The sequence below is a fragment of the Bradyrhizobium sp. CCBAU 53421 genome, assembly GCF_015291625.1.
Classification (GTDB): Bacteria; Pseudomonadota; Alphaproteobacteria; order Rhizobiales; family Xanthobacteraceae; genus Bradyrhizobium.
This window is the reverse complement of sequence record NZ_CP030047.1, coordinates 7,677,125-7,693,481: the sequence shown is the minus strand read 5'-3', so window position 1 is coordinate 7,693,481 and position 16,357 is coordinate 7,677,125. Positions and strand designations below refer to the sequence as shown.

Genomic DNA, 16,357 nt, shown 5'->3' with positions numbered 1-16,357 from the left:
AGCGTTGCTAAATCACCTCGCCCTGCGAACGACGCCGCCGACCTCGCTGGGGCCGAATGATAGGACGAGAACTGCCACTGGATGGAGTTTAGTGGCAGGTCGCGCGGTACCCCATTCGTTGCCGCTCCCAACAGCATCGCTCGACCCTAACCGAAGTAGGTAGTAGCTCAATCCATTGCAACGCTGTACGCTGACCATCAGTATAGCCAATCACAATTGATCAGGACAGGACAAGTTGCAACTATGAAAAGTGTAGTCAATCCGTTGAACGTCTCGCGATTTCTTAGAGTGTACGACGATATAGCCGCTCAGAAAGGTATCAAGCTTTCGATTGGATTCGATTTTCATAAGTATGTCTCAATTACAAGAGCTCTTCCGACTAAGAAGCCGACATACCCAAATTTCCGACCAGATCGCTCGCCGATCAAATCAGGTGATGGATATTGGCTGATAGGTTTCGATAAGAATAACGATGTGGCGCTTGTAGAGGCCGCTCGGCTGTATGACCTGTCTGATAGCAATTTTGCCGAACATCTTGAGTCTCTCAAGGCATTCTACGCTAATCCTGCAACACACGCCCATCCTCAGGATCGTTGCAGTTGTACCGCGCCAAGCGCGAGGAAAATTACTGGAAAGGTGGCTTATCACGGGGATTTCTGGTTGCGCAGAGATTTTAGAGGGCAGGGCATGCCCGAGATGATGGCTGCATTACTACGTGGTGCGTCGTTAGCCATGTGGGCGCCGGATTTTATGGTCGGGCTCGCAGGGCGTTGGACGGCGGCGAAGGGGGTGCTCGCTCAATACGGACACGTGCATCACGAGCCAGGTGGATCGATCCTGAATTTAGTCGAAGAGAAAATTGTAGACGATGATCTACTTATTTGGCTAACCGGCGAGGAGCTGCAACACCTCGTTGATCGTTACGATACGAATAATGGGGTGTGAGCGTCAGTTTCCATTGATCGCGCTGAGCGCTGATGCGGCCATCAAATCGAAACACCGACAAGATAGTCTGAATTTTGATAGCGGCTCGCAATATTTGATCTTGGAATAGCACACGAGGGCATTTTCTCAAGGATGATGAGAGCGTCGCATTTCGGGAATAGATCGAAGGGCAGCTTCGCTCGCGCGCAGTTGGTGTTTCCTGATGGAACGTCGCGTGTAACCATTGAGCGGAATCCCGTTCCTCTTTATATCGAGCGTGGATCAGGTAGCTATCTTGTCGACGTCGACGGAAACCAATTTCTCGACTTAAACGCGAATTTTACGTCGTTAATCCACGGCCACGCCTTCGAGCCAGTGGTGGAAGCGTTGACCCGACAACTGCAGCTTGGCAGCTGCTTCGCAAATCCAACAGATAGCGAGATAGCGCTCGCAGAATTGCTTTGCGAACGCATACCGCGTGTCGAACGCGTCCGCTTCGTCAATAGCGGAACGGAAGCCGTGCTATTTGCGGTCAAGGCTGCGCGGGCCTTCACAGGTCGTTCGAAGATCGCAAAGTTCGAAGGCGCCTATCATGGCGCCTATGATTGGGCAGAGGTAGGTCTTGCGGCGACACCGGAAAACTGGGGGAATCCGAATGCCCCCGAGTCCACACCTTTCTACCGCGGCATGCCTGCGAGCGTGCTGGAAGAAGTTGTCGTCCTTAGGTTCAATGATGCTGATGCCGCGCGCCACTTAATGTCCGTCCACGGGCACAGCCTAGCCGCGGTTATTGTGGATCCGATGCCGAGCCGGGGAGGGCTTGTTGCACCAAAACCGGAATTCATCGCGGCGCTTCAGGAAGCCGCTCGTATGAATGGCGTCTTGGTGATTGCTGATGAGGTTCTAAATCTCAGACAAAGTTTTGCGGGAGCTTCCGTTCTCTATGGCCTCGTTCCAGATCTGATTACGATGGGGAAGATCATCGGTGGTGGTCTGCCAATTGGAGCAATTGGCGGTCGGCAGGATGTGATGAGCGTGTTTGATGCATCGGCGGGGCGACCATTGCTCCCACAAGGCGGCACGTTTTCCGCCAATCCTCTTTCGATGACGGCAGGCCTTGCCGCCATGCGGCATCTCGACCGTGCGGCCTTCGTCCATCTGGACGGTCTTGGGAATATGGTCCGGGAAGGGATTGCGCGGGCTATCTCAAAATTTGGGGCGCCGTTTTGCGTCACGGGGGCCGCTTCGCTGTTTCGCGTTCACCCGATGGCCCGAGCACCGAATGACTATCGTGAGGCCTATCTTGCGCCGGATGCGTCGAAGCAAATGAAGCAGCTTGTGAACTTTTTTGCTCGCAGCGGCGTTATCTTGCCCTATGGAGCTGCCGCTTCGATGTCAACACCGATGAATCGTGCCGATGCTGAGTTCATCATCGATGTGTTTGCAGGCTTTCTCGACAGCCATCGAATATCATGGACGTGAGGTAGCATGATTCGTGCGCCTGGGGTCTGAGAATCCATTGACCCGTTCGTCTACTAGACTGCAAATGGGTTAAGCTCGGCGTTTTCGCTAATCGAAAGTGCGGCGACCAGAGCGTGCGAGCATATAGAAATCGAATGCCGGACGCTTCACGGGCTCAGATTAATCGCGAGTGTTGATGCGGTCGTGAAAGCGGCCGGCGCAGGTTTACTTCAACCGGGAAGATCTAGCCACGCATTATTCCGCACTCGTCAAAGGAGTTGGGATTGCTGGGGCATGGTTGCACGGTTGTTGTCAGTTGCTGGAATTTTGAACGCTAATGTAGGCAATTCTCGTCGAAAGAGTTCGAGAAAGGTGGAATTTGCAGGCCTCCCAGCTGTCATATTAAGGTCTGCCCGTCAATGCCATCTCGAACTACCTCCCTTCGCGTCATGAAGAACTGCTTCCACCATTATGATCTAGTTTGACGGTTGTTTCAGGCGGCCGCTTGACGAGGCGGTCGATTGGCGAACACTGCCCCATCCGGCAACGCTGCGGTTGACGTGATCAGCATGGAGTCATTTGAAAGCGCTGACTACTCTTCTGGAAGAACAAATGCGCTCCGTCGGGTTCCCGCGACAAGTGGCCGAGTCTGTCGCCGATCAGCAGCTTTGGCTTTGGCAGGCGAGTAGTTTCTCGTCCAGACGTGGCTCGCCGTGTGCCTTGGCGACACTAGCGACTAGGGTCATCGCTGGGGTGAACTGCACCGTGTACTCTGCCAAGATTACCTCTCGCCTGAGTGCAATGTACAGGACCGTTTTGCCGACGGGCGGAGACTAGTTGGCTCTCCAACGCGAGGCGGCAAGATCACGGCGCCGCTTTGGATCGATCGGCGGCCACACCTCGAAGGCGAAGCCAGCAAGCTCCGCCAAGGGAAGCATTTCGATGCAACGATACTCCTTCTCTGCGATCGTACGCTCGTACGGCAGGTTCGGTAGGCTTGCGTCCGCCGGCTCGTCCAGCAGGCTGTCGAGCTGATCGCGGATGCAGGAGAGTGGAAATCGCACCAGCATTTCATCGAGCGGATCAGTTGTTGCTGCGCAGGCGCCAGGACGGAAGCTCAATGTTTTACGAATGTAATCAGCTTTCAGTTGACTTGAACCGCCCATCTCGCTGCGTCGTGCTCACCACTAGCGCTTGAGCCATATCCAGCGGCACTTTCACCAGCACACCGTTGAAGGCGCTCTCGAGGCCCGCGACCAATGCTTCTGCCTCATGTCCCGGAACGCACGCACATAGAGCAGTCGCTAGTGTACATCCGTCGCAACGAACGATTGGTCTGACCGTCGTTCCTCCGATATCGACAAGGCGCGCAATGAAGCGATCTGCAGCTGCCGGCCCGGTGGCGTCTCAAACCAGGTTGGGGATCGGTGCTTCCGTTTTCAGCGCCTGACGATTGGGCTGCACTGCACGTGCGGCGTTCGCCAGCTGATTGTCGCTCTGTCTCGGCCAGAACCTATTACCGTACCATGTCGGCATTGCCGCGCTGCCGAGTGAGCCTCTCGCGCGACCAACCCTTGAGGGCGTCGAGACGCTATTACCCCCGCGACCTGTATGGCTTCACCCCACGCACCGCCACTTAATCCTATCCCGTGCGATGGCTCCAGCCATGCTGTCGCGGAATCCGCGTAAGGCCCCACCCGCCCGTTCTCAGGCGAAACATCTCAGTCACCTCGCCCAGTTTCTTTATCTCTTGCCCTGTGGATCACTGCACAGCAAGTCTTCGGTGATGCGTTACTGCCGCATTCGCTTTTCCTCGTCTATCCAAGGAGGGAGCATCCTTGGCGACGCAGTGGCAGATCTCGATGACGCGCGACACCTGCGTTCGATCGAGCGCTGGTCCGCAGGATCTTCGTTGAAGGTATCCGGTCGATACTTAACGACATCGACAACAGCGCGGCCGCGTGGTCGGCCCGTTTGATTTGGTAGCTGCCAAAAGCGAACGGCTTGGTGTTAGTTCGCTTGAGCTAATAAGAGCCGCTCGGGCTGTTCCTCGAGATGTAAAAATCGTGGACGCAGCCCGAATTCGTCAACGCTTATCCGCGCCTAATGATTGGTTTGGTGCACACGCTTGACAGATGGAATGGAGAACTAAATGGGACGGCAGAGCGCGGGCTCGGATGATGATCGTCCAAGCGGGCACTTTCGGAACACTGCTTACGTCATCAACAAGAGCAGGTCATATTTTGATGCAGCGCACAGCGCTGGTCTGATGGCTGTTCAAGGCCGGTCGACGATCGGACGCACCTTTGCGTTAGGTATCGGTCCACTTGACGGCCGACCCGAGGTAGTCGATTTCGTGCGGTGTTCGTACCTGGGATTGGATAATCATCCTGCAATCGTGGCTGCCGCGATCGAGGCCATCGAGGCTCATGGGTCATTGCACTGGTCGTGTGCGCGAACACGGCTCAATTTCGATCTGCTGGCTGAGCTGGAGGCAACTATGTCGGAGATGTTCGGTGCACGGGTGCTAGCCTTTTCAACTGTTATGCTCGCCAACCTGGGAGCGATGCCTATTCTGGCTTCTGGCCTCTTGACCGATGGCGTGAAACCGGTGGTTGTGTTCGATCGGATCGCGCATGTCTCGCTCGCATATCACAAGCCCGTGGTTGCTGATGAAACGCGAGTGGAAACAATCGCACATAACGATATTGACGCTCTCGAACGCTTGTGCCGTGAGCACCAATTAGTCGCCTATGTCTGCGACGGTGTTTATTCGATGGGAGGAAACGCGCCCATCAAGGAGCTTCGTGACCTCCAGGAGCGTTTTGGGCTGTTTCTCTACATTGACGATGCTCACGGCATTTCGCTGTTCGGACGCCGGGGTGAAGGCTTCGCGCGCACTCAGTTCCCTGGAACCTTGGGGGACCGTACGATCATAGCAGCCTCGCTGGCCAAGGGGTTTGGTGCCTCAGGCGGCATGTTGATGCTGGGAACGGCCGAGCAGGAAGCGTTGTTTCGGCGGTTCGCTATTCCCTACGCGTTTTCGGTGGGACCGAATTTGGCAGCGGTTGGCGCGGCGATTGGCTCTTGCAAAATTCATCGCTCAGCAGAGCTTGCCGAACGTCAGATGCGGCTGACACAACGTATCGAGGTGTTTGATCGTCGTGTACAGACCCCAGAGAAAGCCAATTCGCTTCCGATCAGAATGGTTGCTATGGGATCGGAAGCGAAGGCAATTGAACTCGCACGAGAGCTCCTCGATGCGGGCTTTTACACCTCCGTCATCTTCTTTCCCACCGTTGCGCAAGGAAAGGCGGGCGTTCGGGTGTGTATTACGGCCGATCATGAAGTTCGCGACATAGAACGGTTGTGTGATTACATTTTGGAAAGGGTCCCCCGGGCCATAGTTGACTCCAAGGAAGCGCCCGAGCCGTCGGCTCAGTGACGGCCATTCACCGATAAGGCGATTGAGCATAACGGCCGCGTAACGGTATCAGAAGCGAATAGGTAATGAAAATGAGAATTTGTTTATCGCTGGAGCCCTGTTCCAGGTCGAAAGCGACTCTCGGCGCGCTAATAGGGGACGGATGGTACTCCTTTCGGTCGTCTTGAGCCATGGTAATCGGTGAGCCGAAGACCAAATGGGATCAGCGCGTCATATTGGTGACCGGAGGAGCACGCGGGATCGGACTTGAGATTGTACGCCGGTTCTTGGCGGATGGCTATCGGGTGGCCTTCGTGGCGACGCAAGCCAAGCATGTGCAGCGGGCGCTCGAGATCCTCGGCTGTCCAGAAGAACAGCTTTGCGCAGGCGTCGTCGACGTCACTCGGCAAAACGACGTGAACCTATTTGTTGATCAGGTCCGAAGATGCTGGGGCGAAATTACGGCGCTGGTGAACAATGCGGGCATCTCTCCGAAGCGGGTGGATGATAAGGTCCCCTGGTTCTCGCAGATGTCGACACAAGAATGGACAAGAGTCATAGACGTCAACCTCGGTGGCCCATTCAATCTTATACGTCTCCTGGCGCCATCGATGATGGCAAACGGCTATGGACGCATCATCAACGTCGGCTCTCTAGCGGGTCGTGCGGTGCCGTTGATCGCAGGGCCGCATTATGCTGCTTCGAAAGCGGGACTGATCGGATTGACCCGCGCTGCCGCGCGAGACCTCGCTCCTTACGGAGTGACGGTCAATTGTATTGCCCCGGGGCGAGTTCTCAGTGACCTAACTGGACCAGCAGAATCCGCGGCCAATCGTTCGGCCCTCAGCCGAATTCCACTCGGTCGTTTCGGAAGGGGCGAAGAAGTCGCGCACCTCGCTGCCTTTCTGGCCTCGCCGATGGCAAGCTTCATTACTGGAGCGACGATCGATATCACGGGTGGCGAGTTTGGCGCCTAGCCGAAGGGGCGATTTTGACGCGGTAGTCTGCTCTTTTTGCGGCAGCTTAGGCTTGGTCCGATCAGCCGAGTTAGACGTTCTACGACACCCGTCAGGTGTGAACGCGCGGCTGCTTTGGCTGGTATGCGACCTCCCGGCTTGAAGTAGAGCAGCATTGGGCGTCTGTTGAAACGGAGCATTCCTCGTCGTGATTCCTACTCATGTAGTCTTCGAAACAGGAATGCTGCGAAGAAGATGCAGAGTCGTGCGTGGGCCACAGATGCTGAACTTGTAAAGGCGTAGGCCGGTCAGATCGTTATTTTGCGTCAGGCAGAATCAGCGCATACAGCGCAGCTGCGCCGTCGCGAGTGCGTGAGATAGTATTCTCCGAAAAGCAAAATCTTTGTGTTGTCATTCCGAAGAGGACTCCGTTCGCCTCAGTCCTCACCGGCACGGTCCTTGCTTTATCTGTGGGAGCTTCCTGTTCGCAGCAGCACGTCGGTCGAGGGATCATCGGTGAAGCAAAGTAGATGAGAGCAGAAAGCATTCATCATGCAAGCACCGCCGTCCCCACCTAGGGTCAGTGTGCGGGAGATTCCTGAGCGATGTGGTCCCTTGGAGCCCGACGCGCCGCCGGCTGAGAAAGGTCCAGAGTATCGGTATGGCAGAAGAGAGGGAGACGTCCTGCGAGGCGTTGTCGCAGCTGCGGGTCGTCGAGATTGGTAGCTCAGCTGCATCAAGCTATTGCGCGCGGCTGTTTGCTGATTTTGGCGCCGAGGTGTGGAAGATCGAGCCGCCGGCTGGCGATCCTCTTCGTGGTAGTGCTCCGCTGACCGCGGGGGGACAGAGTGCGTGGTTCGCGTTCCTGAACTTCAACAAGTCAAGCGTTATCATTGATCCTGCCGATGCGGAGGCGATTAAGCGATTGACGGTCTTGATTGAAGATAGCGACATTCTGCTCGATGGCCGCGAGATTGGTTGCGCGGAGTGCCCATCCATTGATGTCGCTACAATCCAAAAGCGCCATCGAGGCTTGATCTACCTCAAAGCGAGCTGGTTCGGGCGGGAGGGTCCTTATGCTAGGTTCGCGGCGAGCGATACGATCGTCCGCGCCCTCGCCGGACTGATCAAGCTGGCTGGGCCGGTCGAAGGGCCGCCTCTGCACGCGCCGGATTTCCAGACCGGTATCCTGGCCGGCCTGTGGGGCTTTATCGCCGCAGCCTCGTCGCTCATTGCGCGAATGCGGAGCGGAGCAGGTCGGTCATACTTGCTCAGCACATTCGAAGCATGTGTCACGCTCAGCGAATATCAACTGTTCGAAGCATTTGCGCGAGGCGAAGGGACGCGCCGGATCGGCGTTAATCGATTCTGGCCTAACTTTCCGGCCGGCATCTACGAAACAAAGAAAGGTTGGCTCGGCGTCACGACAATCACTCCGGCACAATGGCGTGCGTTCTGCGATATGCTCGACCTTCCGCAGCTGCGTGATGATCCAGCTCTGGTGCTCGGCGCCGATCGTCTGAACCATACAGAGCGGATCGAACGACTGTTCATCCCAAGGCTTAAGGATCGGACGGCACAGCAGTGGTTTGCGGAAGGACTACGGCGCAAAATCCCGATAGTTCCCGTACCGGAAATTTCGGATCTCCTGGAGGACAAGGAGAAGTTCGAGCGTGGTGCAATTGTACCCCTCCTGCTTGGTAAAGAGAGAGGGCTAACGGCCGGCTCGATGCAGCGGCTGACATTGACACCGCCGCGGCGTGGCGGAAAGGTTCCGTCTGTCGGCGAGCGGCAGGCTTTCGCTAACGCCAGAGCGAGCTCCACAAGCCCAGCACCGAAGTCGCTGCCCGGCTGCAACGTGCCACCCGAACAGCCTTTGCAAGGAATTAGCGTCATCGACTTTTCGATGGGCTGGGCGGGCCCACTGTGTACCCGAACGCTTGCTGACCTGGGCGCGGATGTTATCAAGATTGAGGCTATCCAGTATCCGGACTGGTGGCGCGGTGTTGATCGGCGCCCGGACTACGTAAACAACCAAATGCACGAAAAGACGCTGCGCTTTTGCATGATGAATCGCAATAAGCGCGGCGTCACGCTCGATCTGACCAGCCCCCAAGGCCTCACGCTTGCCAAGCGCCTAATAGCAGGCGCCGACATCGTCGTTGACAATTATTCCGTCGACGTGCTGCCAAAACTTGGGCTTGGCTCCGAGGTACTCAGATCGCTCAACCCGCGCCTGGTGGTGATGTCGATGTCAGGCTTTGGCGCGAAAAGCGCTTATCGCGATTGCCGAGCCTACGGCTCGACCCTGGAGCAAGGGTCGGGGCTGCCGAGCGTGGTGGGAGCCGCAAATGGGCCGCCGGTGATGAGCCATGTCGCTTTCGGGGATGCTGTAGGCGGTTTGAATGGCTGCGCTGCAGTTCTTGTGGCATTGATCCACGCGCGCGAGACGGGGCAGGGACAGCTCATTGATCTCGCGCAGATCGAATGCATGATGCCGTTCGCCGCTCCATGGATCATCATTCACTCGCTTTGTGGCACATCGACAAGGTATGGCAATCGGCATCCGCAATTCGTGCCGCACGGCTGCTTCCGGTGTGCCGGGGAGGACAGCTGGATCGCGCTGGCCGCTACCGATACGAGCATGTGGCAAAGACTTGCGACGGCTATCGGCCGAGCAGACTGGGCGATGGACCCCATGCTAAAGCTTGCGGAACGTCGCCGCACGATAGAGGATACAATCGAGAGCGGCATCGAGTCCTGGACGCGCGCGCGTGAGGCAGATCAGGCGATGTCTGAGCTGCAGACCGCCGGGGTTGCAGCCGGCGTGGTCCGCCTGCCAATTGACCTGCTAAAGGACCCGCAATTGATATCTCGTGGATTCTTCCAAGAGATCGAACGTGCTTTCATAGGCCCGCATCCGCAACCATCGATTCCGATTCGCGAGGGTGAGCATCCCCATTCGATTCGCCGGGCGGCGCCGACCCTCGGAGAGCATAACCGAGAGGTCCTGTCAGGCCTTCTTGGGCTCTGTGAGGCCGAAATCGCAGATCTGGCGAGCAAGGGCATCATTGGCACGAGAATGCTCTCGGAAGCGGAACAGAAAGAAAGACGGCGCCCTCTAGAAACCTCGATGGTGTAGCTTGCGTTTGCGCGTGATCGACGGATGTTGGTCGAAGTCCGATTTTCTTCCTGCATTGGCCACCAAGAGAACTGATTGTTGTGCCAGGTAACGAGGAGCCTTGATTGTGCGATGACTGCAGCAGTTAAGCCGCATTGGGATCTAGCGCAATCATTCGAACTCGTGCGCACGCGAATGAATTGGCGTGAACAACCATAGTCCGGAGCGCCATTTCACCATTTCGTGCCATTCGTGAGAACCCGAGTCACGGCTTATGCTCCGAATCATTTCAGACTAGCATGCGCTGCGGAGCGGAAAGAACGGACAGACGAGTTGCTTCACCTGTGCCAGCGGCCTCCTTTCGAGCAGGGCATTGATAGCTTCGAGACGCAAAATGTCATCCCCTCTAGATGGGAGGGTCCGACGAGCACTCATTTGCCGTGGCCGCCCGCGTTTCGTTGTCAGATGCCGATTGCTCGATCGGAGCTCGGTGCTTCGCGTACCGCTTGCATGGCCCGATCGCTATTCCGACCTCACCGCTCAAGAAGATGCGCTCTGGCGAATGAACCGTGCCTAGGCTTTCGCTCTAAGCCCGCCAAAAGCGGCGTACTTTGAAGCCCAAGTTAAGTAGAGCATCTCCGGAACGACACTTACGCCGCACGCGCAAACCATTAAGTGGCTGCTTGAGACTAAGGTTTTCTCTAAGCGTGCTCTTAGATAGACAAGCCGCAGCGGTGTGATGCGCAGTGTGTTTGCTCTCGCGCGATCCGTCGAGATGAGTGTCTTAGGACGCCAGCCGTCTCGTTGCACTACCGCTTGTTCGGATTAGGGCGGGCCGGCTTGCGTCCTTTGGACAAAGGCTTGGGAGGGACCGTGCCCTTGGCCGGCTCAAGGAACAATTCGGACAAATGTACACCTAAGGTTCCGGCGATACGGTCGAGAAGATCAATCGTGGGATTCTCTTTTTGCTGCTCTATGCGGCCCATATACGAGCGGTCAATTCCTGCATCATAAGCCAACTGGTCTTGCGGAATGCCGCGATGTACACGGATCCGGCGCACATTCCAGGCCACAAGCGCACGAGCGTTCATGCGCCGAGGCAGCCATTCCGACGGTTATCAAACCACTGGTTATAGCCAGACTATTGCGATAAGCTCGCCGCCCATCCAGATGGGGTTTGCTGCGCGGTCGCTTCAACGAGATCGCAGACGTTGGACGCAGAGGTTGCCAGGTTTGCTAGCTTCGAGTGCCGTCGACCTGTGATGAGCCTACTCGCGGCGCGATCGTCAGCCACTCGTACGAGCCGTGATCACGAGCCACACATGTCGCGGTCCTTTCCAGCGGGCCAGATTGGGGAACTATTCGGCTGGGGCTCGAAATCTCAATCCCTGGGCTGGATCCTGGTCGGTCCTTTCAGCGGGCGGTCCAGTCAAACCACAGGTCTCTTGTTCTGGCATGTTCAAGGCAAGAAGAGATTATTGGGACCGCAGACTGCCGATCAGTTCCATCCTCAGTGCGAGCAAGTTCGCATCAACGAAATGGCAGATCCGCCCAATGGAGCAACGTCGTCATCCCCTCGTGGATAGACAATCGCAGTTATGGCAATTGGGCAAAAAGGGCCTGGCACCGCGACATTTCGAGCGGTACTAAAATGCTCCCGAATTCGTTACCATTGTTCAGATTTCGATAGAGTTTTCAGCTTTGTAGGAGCGTCAATCAGTGCCGACCGGTCCGAAGATAGCAGATTTGGCGCCCAGCGCGGACGAGCTCACGTCATATGACGAGGAGCACGCAATTACCTACATGAGGCTTCTGGATGCCGAGGCTGACAAGGCCGATTGGCGTGAGGTCGCGCGCATTGTGCTTGGGCTTGATCCGGCCCTTGAACCGGATCGTGCACGCCGCACCTTCGATAGTCATCTGGCTCGCGCCAAATGGCTAGCAGGTCGCGGCTATCGTGATCTGCTGCGTCACGGTTGGCCGAAGAAATGAATAGGGCGATATCCGGCATCGGCGTGAGGGCTCCCTGCAATCGAAAAAGGTGATCGTTCCATCGACTAACTGCATGGACCCCGCGCGCTGTGCACGCGCGCAACCGGAAATCGTCACAATCATTGGCTGCAATTCCTCGCATTGAAGAACTCGCGGGGAAGAAGTGCAATGCCAGGTTATGACTGGAGATCCGAGGAAGCCTATAGCGGCCTTAAGAATGCAGAAGCTGCCGATCTGGCCTGGGAGTGGCTCCGGCGGGATCCCGATTACCAAAAAGACTATGCGATACTGTCCCGCCGCGGACGCTCCAGTGCAACAACGGAGCGCTTTCGACGGAAGTGGGGGCTATCGTTTTCCAGCTGATCCGGAAAAGTCGTTCGACCAGGAAGTGGTGTTTTGGGCACCCGAAGTGCTGTCCACCGTAATACCTGTTCGGACGACTGGCAGCGCTGCGCCCAAACGGCACCAGCTTGATTTCGTAAACCTGCCGCATAGCGAGGTTCGTCGCGCGCCGGACGGATGGCATGCCATCGTGCCGCTCGGCGGCGCGAAGCATCGCTTGTGGCTAAGCGAGCTTCCGGCGCGCGGGTCTGCCATTGCCCTCGATCTGCCGCTCGACGCTGGTTTCGAGATTCGCGTGCGAGCCGCGCAACGATTTTGGCTCGCGCTTGAGCATCGGCCGCTCGGAGCATCGCCTCTGGCGCTACCGGCTTTTCGGCGGCGGCAGCTCATTCTCGCACTGCGTGCTCTGGATGGATGGCAGGAAGGACATAGCTATCGGCAGATCGCGCAAGTCCTGTTTGGAAGGGATCGTATTTCCGGGCGAGGCTGGAAAACACATGATCTGCGCAGCCGAACGATCAGACTTGTCAAGATGGGGCGACGCCTCATGCGCCTTCGCTGCCGCGCATTGCTTCACAAGGGCAAAGGCAGGGGTGACAGGTCCTGAGGTCTCGGCTGACGAGTCGGTGATATGGCTATGGACTTAATATTCACTGCCGTCTTTTGGGGCAGCGAGGCCGCGTGCTCGTTAGACGCGTTCCGGCATCAAACGATTGGAGTTGGGTCCGGTCTATGCGGTCGATCCTCTTCAAGCATACTTTGTCGTCGGTTGACCGCGGCACTGGAGGTACTATCATTGCCCGAAGAAGTGACCGGCCAAGTTGCTCGGTTGTTTCTCGGCTGCATGCGCTCGATTTGAATGGCGGAAAATGCATCGATCTCCCGCTGGCTGGTTGAGGGAGGAGGACATGCTAGGCGGCCTGCGCGATCGCCGCCTTCTTGCAAAGACGAGCGACCCATCGGCAAAAGGAACGTGCAATTTCCGGATGCTCGCTGCGGTCCACCGCATAGGCGCGATATTGCATGCCACTTGGCGTGCGCGATCCCGGTAGGATCTGCAGAACGCCTCCACGCACGAGATCGCTGACGATGATTTCGGGCGCGACGAGAAGGCATTTTCCTGTCATGACCGCCGGTAGGGCAAGATAGTTGTGATCATACCGAGCGCCCGCTTTGATGTCGTTTGAGGACAGGTTCATCGCCCTCAGCCATGTCGGCAGAATGTCGGGCCGAGATGTGATGTTCAGGATCGGTGTCGAGCGGACGATGGAGAGCTCTCTGCCGTCAACGAGATTTGGCGGACCCACGCATACCAGCTCCTCATTGTAGATTTCCCAGCTGTCGGCGGGCTCGATGACAGAGAGATCTCGTGTAATCAAGATGTCGAAATCATCCGAAGATGTCGGTGGTGCCAGCGAACTGATGACGTCCACGATGACGCCACCCGTCTCAGCAGAAAACGCCTGCAGATTTGGAATCAGAAGCGAGAAAGCAAAGGTCGATAGCGAGGTGCGGACGACAATCCGGTTAGTGCCTATGCCGGCACGCCGCCGCATTCTTTTCGCGGTGAAGCTGATCGTCTCGAGCGGTTCTGAGACCGCGTTTGCAAACAGCCGTCCGAACTCGGTCAAGTCACTCCGCCGGCCGCGCCGCTCGATGAGGTCGGCACCAAGATAGTCCCGCAAGACGGACAAATAGCGGCTGACCGAGCTCTGCGTTGTTCCCAATGTGCCGGCGGCGCGCGTCACGCTGCCTTCGCGTGCGACGGTGACAAAAGCGCGGATGGCATTCAAAGGGACTTCATCGTCTTGAGCCGCCATCTTCTGCTCCGGCCGCCGGAATGAACATCCATCACATTATTCGATGTCCATAGCGGGGTTGCCGCGTATCAAGGCTCTGCTGTGCACAAAATGCGCGTGCCGGCCGCCTAGATATGCGGTCGGACCCAAAACTGGGACTGCGTCAAAACCTTGCTTCCGCAAGGAGGTGCTAGGACCTCTTGCGGCGTGACGGCTTGGGTTTTCGGCCTTTCGGTAAACTACCAGGGGGCGGCGCACCTTTGGACGGCTTCACGAACAGCTGGGACAGATCGACGTCCAGGGTCTCAGCGAGGCGGTCGAGGAGATCGATTGTCGGATTGGCTTGTTGGCGCTCAAGACCGCTCATATAGGAGCGATCAATCCCGGCATCATAGGCCAATTGCTCTTGCGGAATGCCGCGCTCAACACGGATCCGGCGCACATTGTAGGCCACACGCGCACGAGCTTTCATGCGCGAAGCCAGCCATTTCGATGGGCATCAAACCACTGGCTATAGCCAAGGTATAAAGCATCACTAAACTGGAAGTTTCGATCGAATTATTCGATGTGTGTCACCGAATGGTTGTTGCCTGCCGCTACTTCCGCCCCGCCGCACAAGGGCCGGCAAGGAGAGGGGCAATGACATTCGGAGCTACTTGTTTTGATTTTAAGCGCAGGATTGGGTGGGGCGTTCTAGGTTTTGCCGCAGGATTGATGGCGTGCAGCGGCACACAAGCGGCGGATCTGCCACTGAAGGCCAAGGCGGTCGAGTATGTGAAGGTCTGCTCGCTCTATGGCGCCGGCTTCTACTACATCCCAGGCACGGACACCTGCGTCAAACTGGGCGGTTACCTGCGCACCGACCTGGTCGTGAACAGCAACAGTGATTTCGACCCGGCCTATAACGGGGTCGCCGGCGCCCGGACCCGCCTCGGCAATGCATATACTTCCCGCTCCCGCGGAGACCTCAATATCGATACGCGCACCGCAACCGAATATGGTGTGCTTCGTACCTTCTTCGAGACAGGGATGACCTGGACCGATGCGACCTATAGCGGCGCCGGGACAGGTGCGACCGTTTACTCATCGATTGGCGGGGTTCAGGCACCAAATAACGCCAACCCGGGCGCCGTCGCGGCCGGTACAATCGGCGTCTACTCCGCATTCATCCAGTTCGCCGGCTTCACTATGGGAAAGGCGATCTCGCAGTTCTCGGTGCCGTGGACGAACTATCCTGCCAACAATTACGATGACCTGCCCGGCGGCACCGGCTGGGTCACGGGCGTAAACCAGTTCACTTACACGGCAGATTTCGGCCAAGGCGTGACCGCATCCATCTCGGCTCAGGATCAGGTCGCCCATGCCACAACGAATGTCTGGAACGTGAGTGCTGCGAGCGCCGCAGGTCTTGCGACGGGCGCATATGGCGGTAGCGATATCGCCGGCACGGCCACCCCCGACTTTATCGCGATGCTGCGCGTCGACCAGGCTTGGGGGCTGTTCCAGGCGTCCGTTGCGGCGCATGATAACCATGCTGCCTATTATGGCGCTGACGAAACGACCGGCCATCCCAGCGACAAATGGGGCTGGGCGGCCCAACTGGCCCTCTCCATCAAGAACATTCCGACCGGACCAGGTGACACAATCAACATGTCGGGCGTGTATACCAGAGGTGCGAGCCGCTATGACTTCAATGAGAACATGTCGACCACCTACGCCATGTATGGCGGTACGGCGATCGGCGGCGCTTATCAGAGCCTCGGTCTAGCGGGTCTGTCGGACTCTGTCTTTGTGGCCGGCAGTGAACTTGAGCTGACCACGACCTACGGCTTCCGAGCCGGTTACACCCATAATTGGGATGCATACTGGAATACGGGGCTCTATGGCGGGTGGGCGGCGGTTCGGTACAACGGCACGGCCAAAGCATACATCTGCGGAGCCTTCGTTGCGGGCCTGTCGCTCTCGAGCGGTCTTGCTGGCTGTAATCCGGATTTCAACTACGGAGCCGTCGGCCTCATCACACGTTGGACGCCGGTCAAGAACCTGACGTTCTCAGCCGACATAGCCTACACGATGCTCGATCAGAAATATGCGAACGGCAGCGTCGTGACACTGCCGCTGCAATCGAGCATCGCCAAGCCCAGCGCTCTATACGAGCTCAAGGATCAGAGCACGGTCACCATGCTGCTCCGGGCTCAGCGAAATTGGTGATCTTTTGCGACAGGCGTAGGAAGGGGACAGCGTAAAACGCTCCGCGAGCTTCCGGGCGACGCCTGATGGGCTCGTGGCCGAACTACAAATCCAAGAGACTCCGCTCGCCAGCGGAGTCGTTTTGGAA

13 protein-coding genes are annotated in these 16,357 nt (G+C 57.3%); 9 read left to right on the top strand and 4 right to left on the bottom strand.

What is annotated here, in order from left to right:
* The first annotated feature begins 243 nt into the window (after window positions 1-243).
* Both XH92_RS35885 and XH92_RS35880 read left to right on the top strand, forming a co-directional pair.
* A complete protein-coding gene (locus XH92_RS35885; RefSeq protein WP_210345507.1) occupies window positions 244-945 on the top strand; it encodes a hypothetical protein in 702 nt (233 codons plus the stop codon).
* 132 nt (window positions 946-1,077) lie between these two features.
* Window positions 1,078-2,406, top strand: coding sequence for an aspartate aminotransferase family protein (locus tag XH92_RS35880; protein ID WP_194456327.1), 1,329 nt, complete (start codon window positions 1,078-1,080; stop codon window positions 2,404-2,406).
* Between the two features lie 812 nt (window positions 2,407-3,218).
* On the opposite strand, the gene XH92_RS42860 is transcribed toward XH92_RS35880, so the two are convergent.
* A complete protein-coding gene (locus tag XH92_RS42860; RefSeq protein ID WP_210345506.1) occupies window positions 3,219-3,551 on the bottom strand; it encodes a hypothetical protein in 333 nt (110 codons plus the stop codon).
* Between the two features lie 986 nt (window positions 3,552-4,537).
* On the opposite strand from XH92_RS42860, the gene XH92_RS35870 reads away from it, so the two are divergent.
* The 3 genes from XH92_RS35870 (at window position 4,538) to XH92_RS35860 (ending at window position 9,907) form a co-directional block, all read left to right on the top strand.
* On the top strand, window positions 4,538-5,830 hold the full coding sequence (locus XH92_RS35870; protein ID WP_194456326.1) for an aminotransferase class I/II-fold pyridoxal phosphate-dependent enzyme: 1,293 nt from the start codon (window positions 4,538-4,540) through the stop codon (window positions 5,828-5,830).
* Window positions 5,831-6,000: 170 nt separating this feature from the next.
* Entirely contained in the window at window positions 6,001-6,786 is a 786-nt protein-coding gene (locus XH92_RS35865; protein ID WP_194456325.1) for an SDR family NAD(P)-dependent oxidoreductase, read from the top strand.
* A gap of 640 nt (window positions 6,787-7,426) precedes the next feature.
* Window positions 7,427-9,907 carry a CaiB/BaiF CoA-transferase family protein gene (locus XH92_RS35860; protein ID WP_194456324.1) on the top strand — a complete coding sequence of 827 codons (2,481 nt, stop codon included), beginning with the start codon at window positions 7,427-7,429 and terminating at the stop codon, window positions 9,905-9,907.
* Between the two features lie 788 nt (window positions 9,908-10,695).
* Here the strand turns inward: XH92_RS35860 and XH92_RS35855 are convergent.
* Window positions 10,696-10,977, bottom strand: coding sequence for a helix-turn-helix domain-containing protein (locus XH92_RS35855; protein WP_194456323.1), 282 nt, complete (start codon window positions 10,975-10,977; stop codon window positions 10,696-10,698).
* A 628-nt stretch (window positions 10,978-11,605) separates the two neighbouring features.
* On the opposite strand from XH92_RS35855, the gene XH92_RS35850 reads away from it, so the two are divergent.
* From XH92_RS35850 to XH92_RS35845, 3 genes are all read left to right on the top strand, one after another.
* Window positions 11,606-11,878 (top strand): DNA -binding domain-containing protein, encoded by a 273-nt coding sequence (locus XH92_RS35850; protein ID WP_194456322.1) that lies wholly within the window; start codon window positions 11,606-11,608, stop codon window positions 11,876-11,878.
* Window positions 11,879-12,046: 168 nt separating this feature from the next.
* The gene (locus tag XH92_RS43350) at window positions 12,047-12,241 is read left to right on the top strand and encodes a transcriptional regulator domain-containing protein (RefSeq protein ID WP_246787900.1); all 195 of its coding nucleotides are present in this window, start codon (window positions 12,047-12,049) and stop codon (window positions 12,239-12,241) included.
* Window positions 12,189-12,827 (top strand): DUF2285 domain-containing protein, encoded by a 639-nt coding sequence (locus tag XH92_RS35845; RefSeq protein WP_246787898.1) that lies wholly within the window; start codon window positions 12,189-12,191, stop codon window positions 12,825-12,827. Before XH92_RS43350 ends, XH92_RS35845 begins: the two co-directional genes overlap by 53 nt.
* 304 nt (window positions 12,828-13,131) lie before the next feature.
* On the opposite strand, the gene XH92_RS35840 is transcribed toward XH92_RS35845, so the two are convergent.
* Window positions 13,132-14,040 (bottom strand): LysR family transcriptional regulator, encoded by a 909-nt coding sequence (locus XH92_RS35840; protein ID WP_194456321.1) that lies wholly within the window; start codon window positions 14,038-14,040, stop codon window positions 13,132-13,134.
* 169 nt (window positions 14,041-14,209) lie between these two features.
* On the bottom strand, window positions 14,210-14,491 hold the full coding sequence (locus XH92_RS35835; protein WP_194456320.1) for a helix-turn-helix domain-containing protein: 282 nt from the start codon (window positions 14,489-14,491) through the stop codon (window positions 14,210-14,212).
* A 167-nt stretch (window positions 14,492-14,658) separates the two neighbouring features.
* Here XH92_RS35835 and XH92_RS35830 point away from each other — a divergent pair, with 167 nt between their 5' ends.
* Window positions 14,659-16,230, top strand: coding sequence for a porin (locus XH92_RS35830; RefSeq protein ID WP_194456319.1), 1,572 nt, complete (start codon window positions 14,659-14,661; stop codon window positions 16,228-16,230).
* The last annotated feature ends 127 nt before the right edge of the window (window positions 16,231-16,357 follow it).

Excerpts from the sequence above, each read along its gene's own strand:
- XH92_RS35885 (WP_210345507.1), top strand. The coding sequence starts at position 244 with ATGAAAAGTGTAGTCAATCCGTTGAACGTCTCGCGATTTCTTAGAGTG.
- XH92_RS35880 (WP_194456327.1), top strand. The coding sequence starts at position 1,078 with ATGATGAGAGCGTCGCATTTCGGGAATAGATCGAAGGGCAGCTTCGCT.
- XH92_RS42860 (WP_210345506.1), bottom strand. The coding sequence starts at position 3,551 with ATGGGCGGTTCAAGTCAACTGAAAGCTGATTACATTCGTAAAACATTG.
- XH92_RS35870 (WP_194456326.1), top strand. The coding sequence starts at position 4,538 with ATGGGACGGCAGAGCGCGGGCTCGGATGATGATCGTCCAAGCGGGCAC.
- XH92_RS35865 (WP_194456325.1), top strand. The coding sequence starts at position 6,001 with ATGGTAATCGGTGAGCCGAAGACCAAATGGGATCAGCGCGTCATATTG.
- XH92_RS35860 (WP_194456324.1), top strand. The coding sequence starts at position 7,427 with ATGGCAGAAGAGAGGGAGACGTCCTGCGAGGCGTTGTCGCAGCTGCGG.
- XH92_RS35855 (WP_194456323.1), bottom strand. The coding sequence starts at position 10,977 with ATGAACGCTCGTGCGCTTGTGGCCTGGAATGTGCGCCGGATCCGTGTA.
- XH92_RS43350 (WP_246787900.1), top strand. The coding sequence starts at position 12,047 with ATGCCAGGTTATGACTGGAGATCCGAGGAAGCCTATAGCGGCCTTAAG.
- XH92_RS35840 (WP_194456321.1), bottom strand. The coding sequence starts at position 14,040 with ATGGCGGCTCAAGACGATGAAGTCCCTTTGAATGCCATCCGCGCTTTT.
- XH92_RS35835 (WP_194456320.1), bottom strand. The coding sequence starts at position 14,491 with ATGAAAGCTCGTGCGCGTGTGGCCTACAATGTGCGCCGGATCCGTGTT.
- XH92_RS35830 (WP_194456319.1), top strand. The coding sequence starts at position 14,659 with ATGACATTCGGAGCTACTTGTTTTGATTTTAAGCGCAGGATTGGGTGG.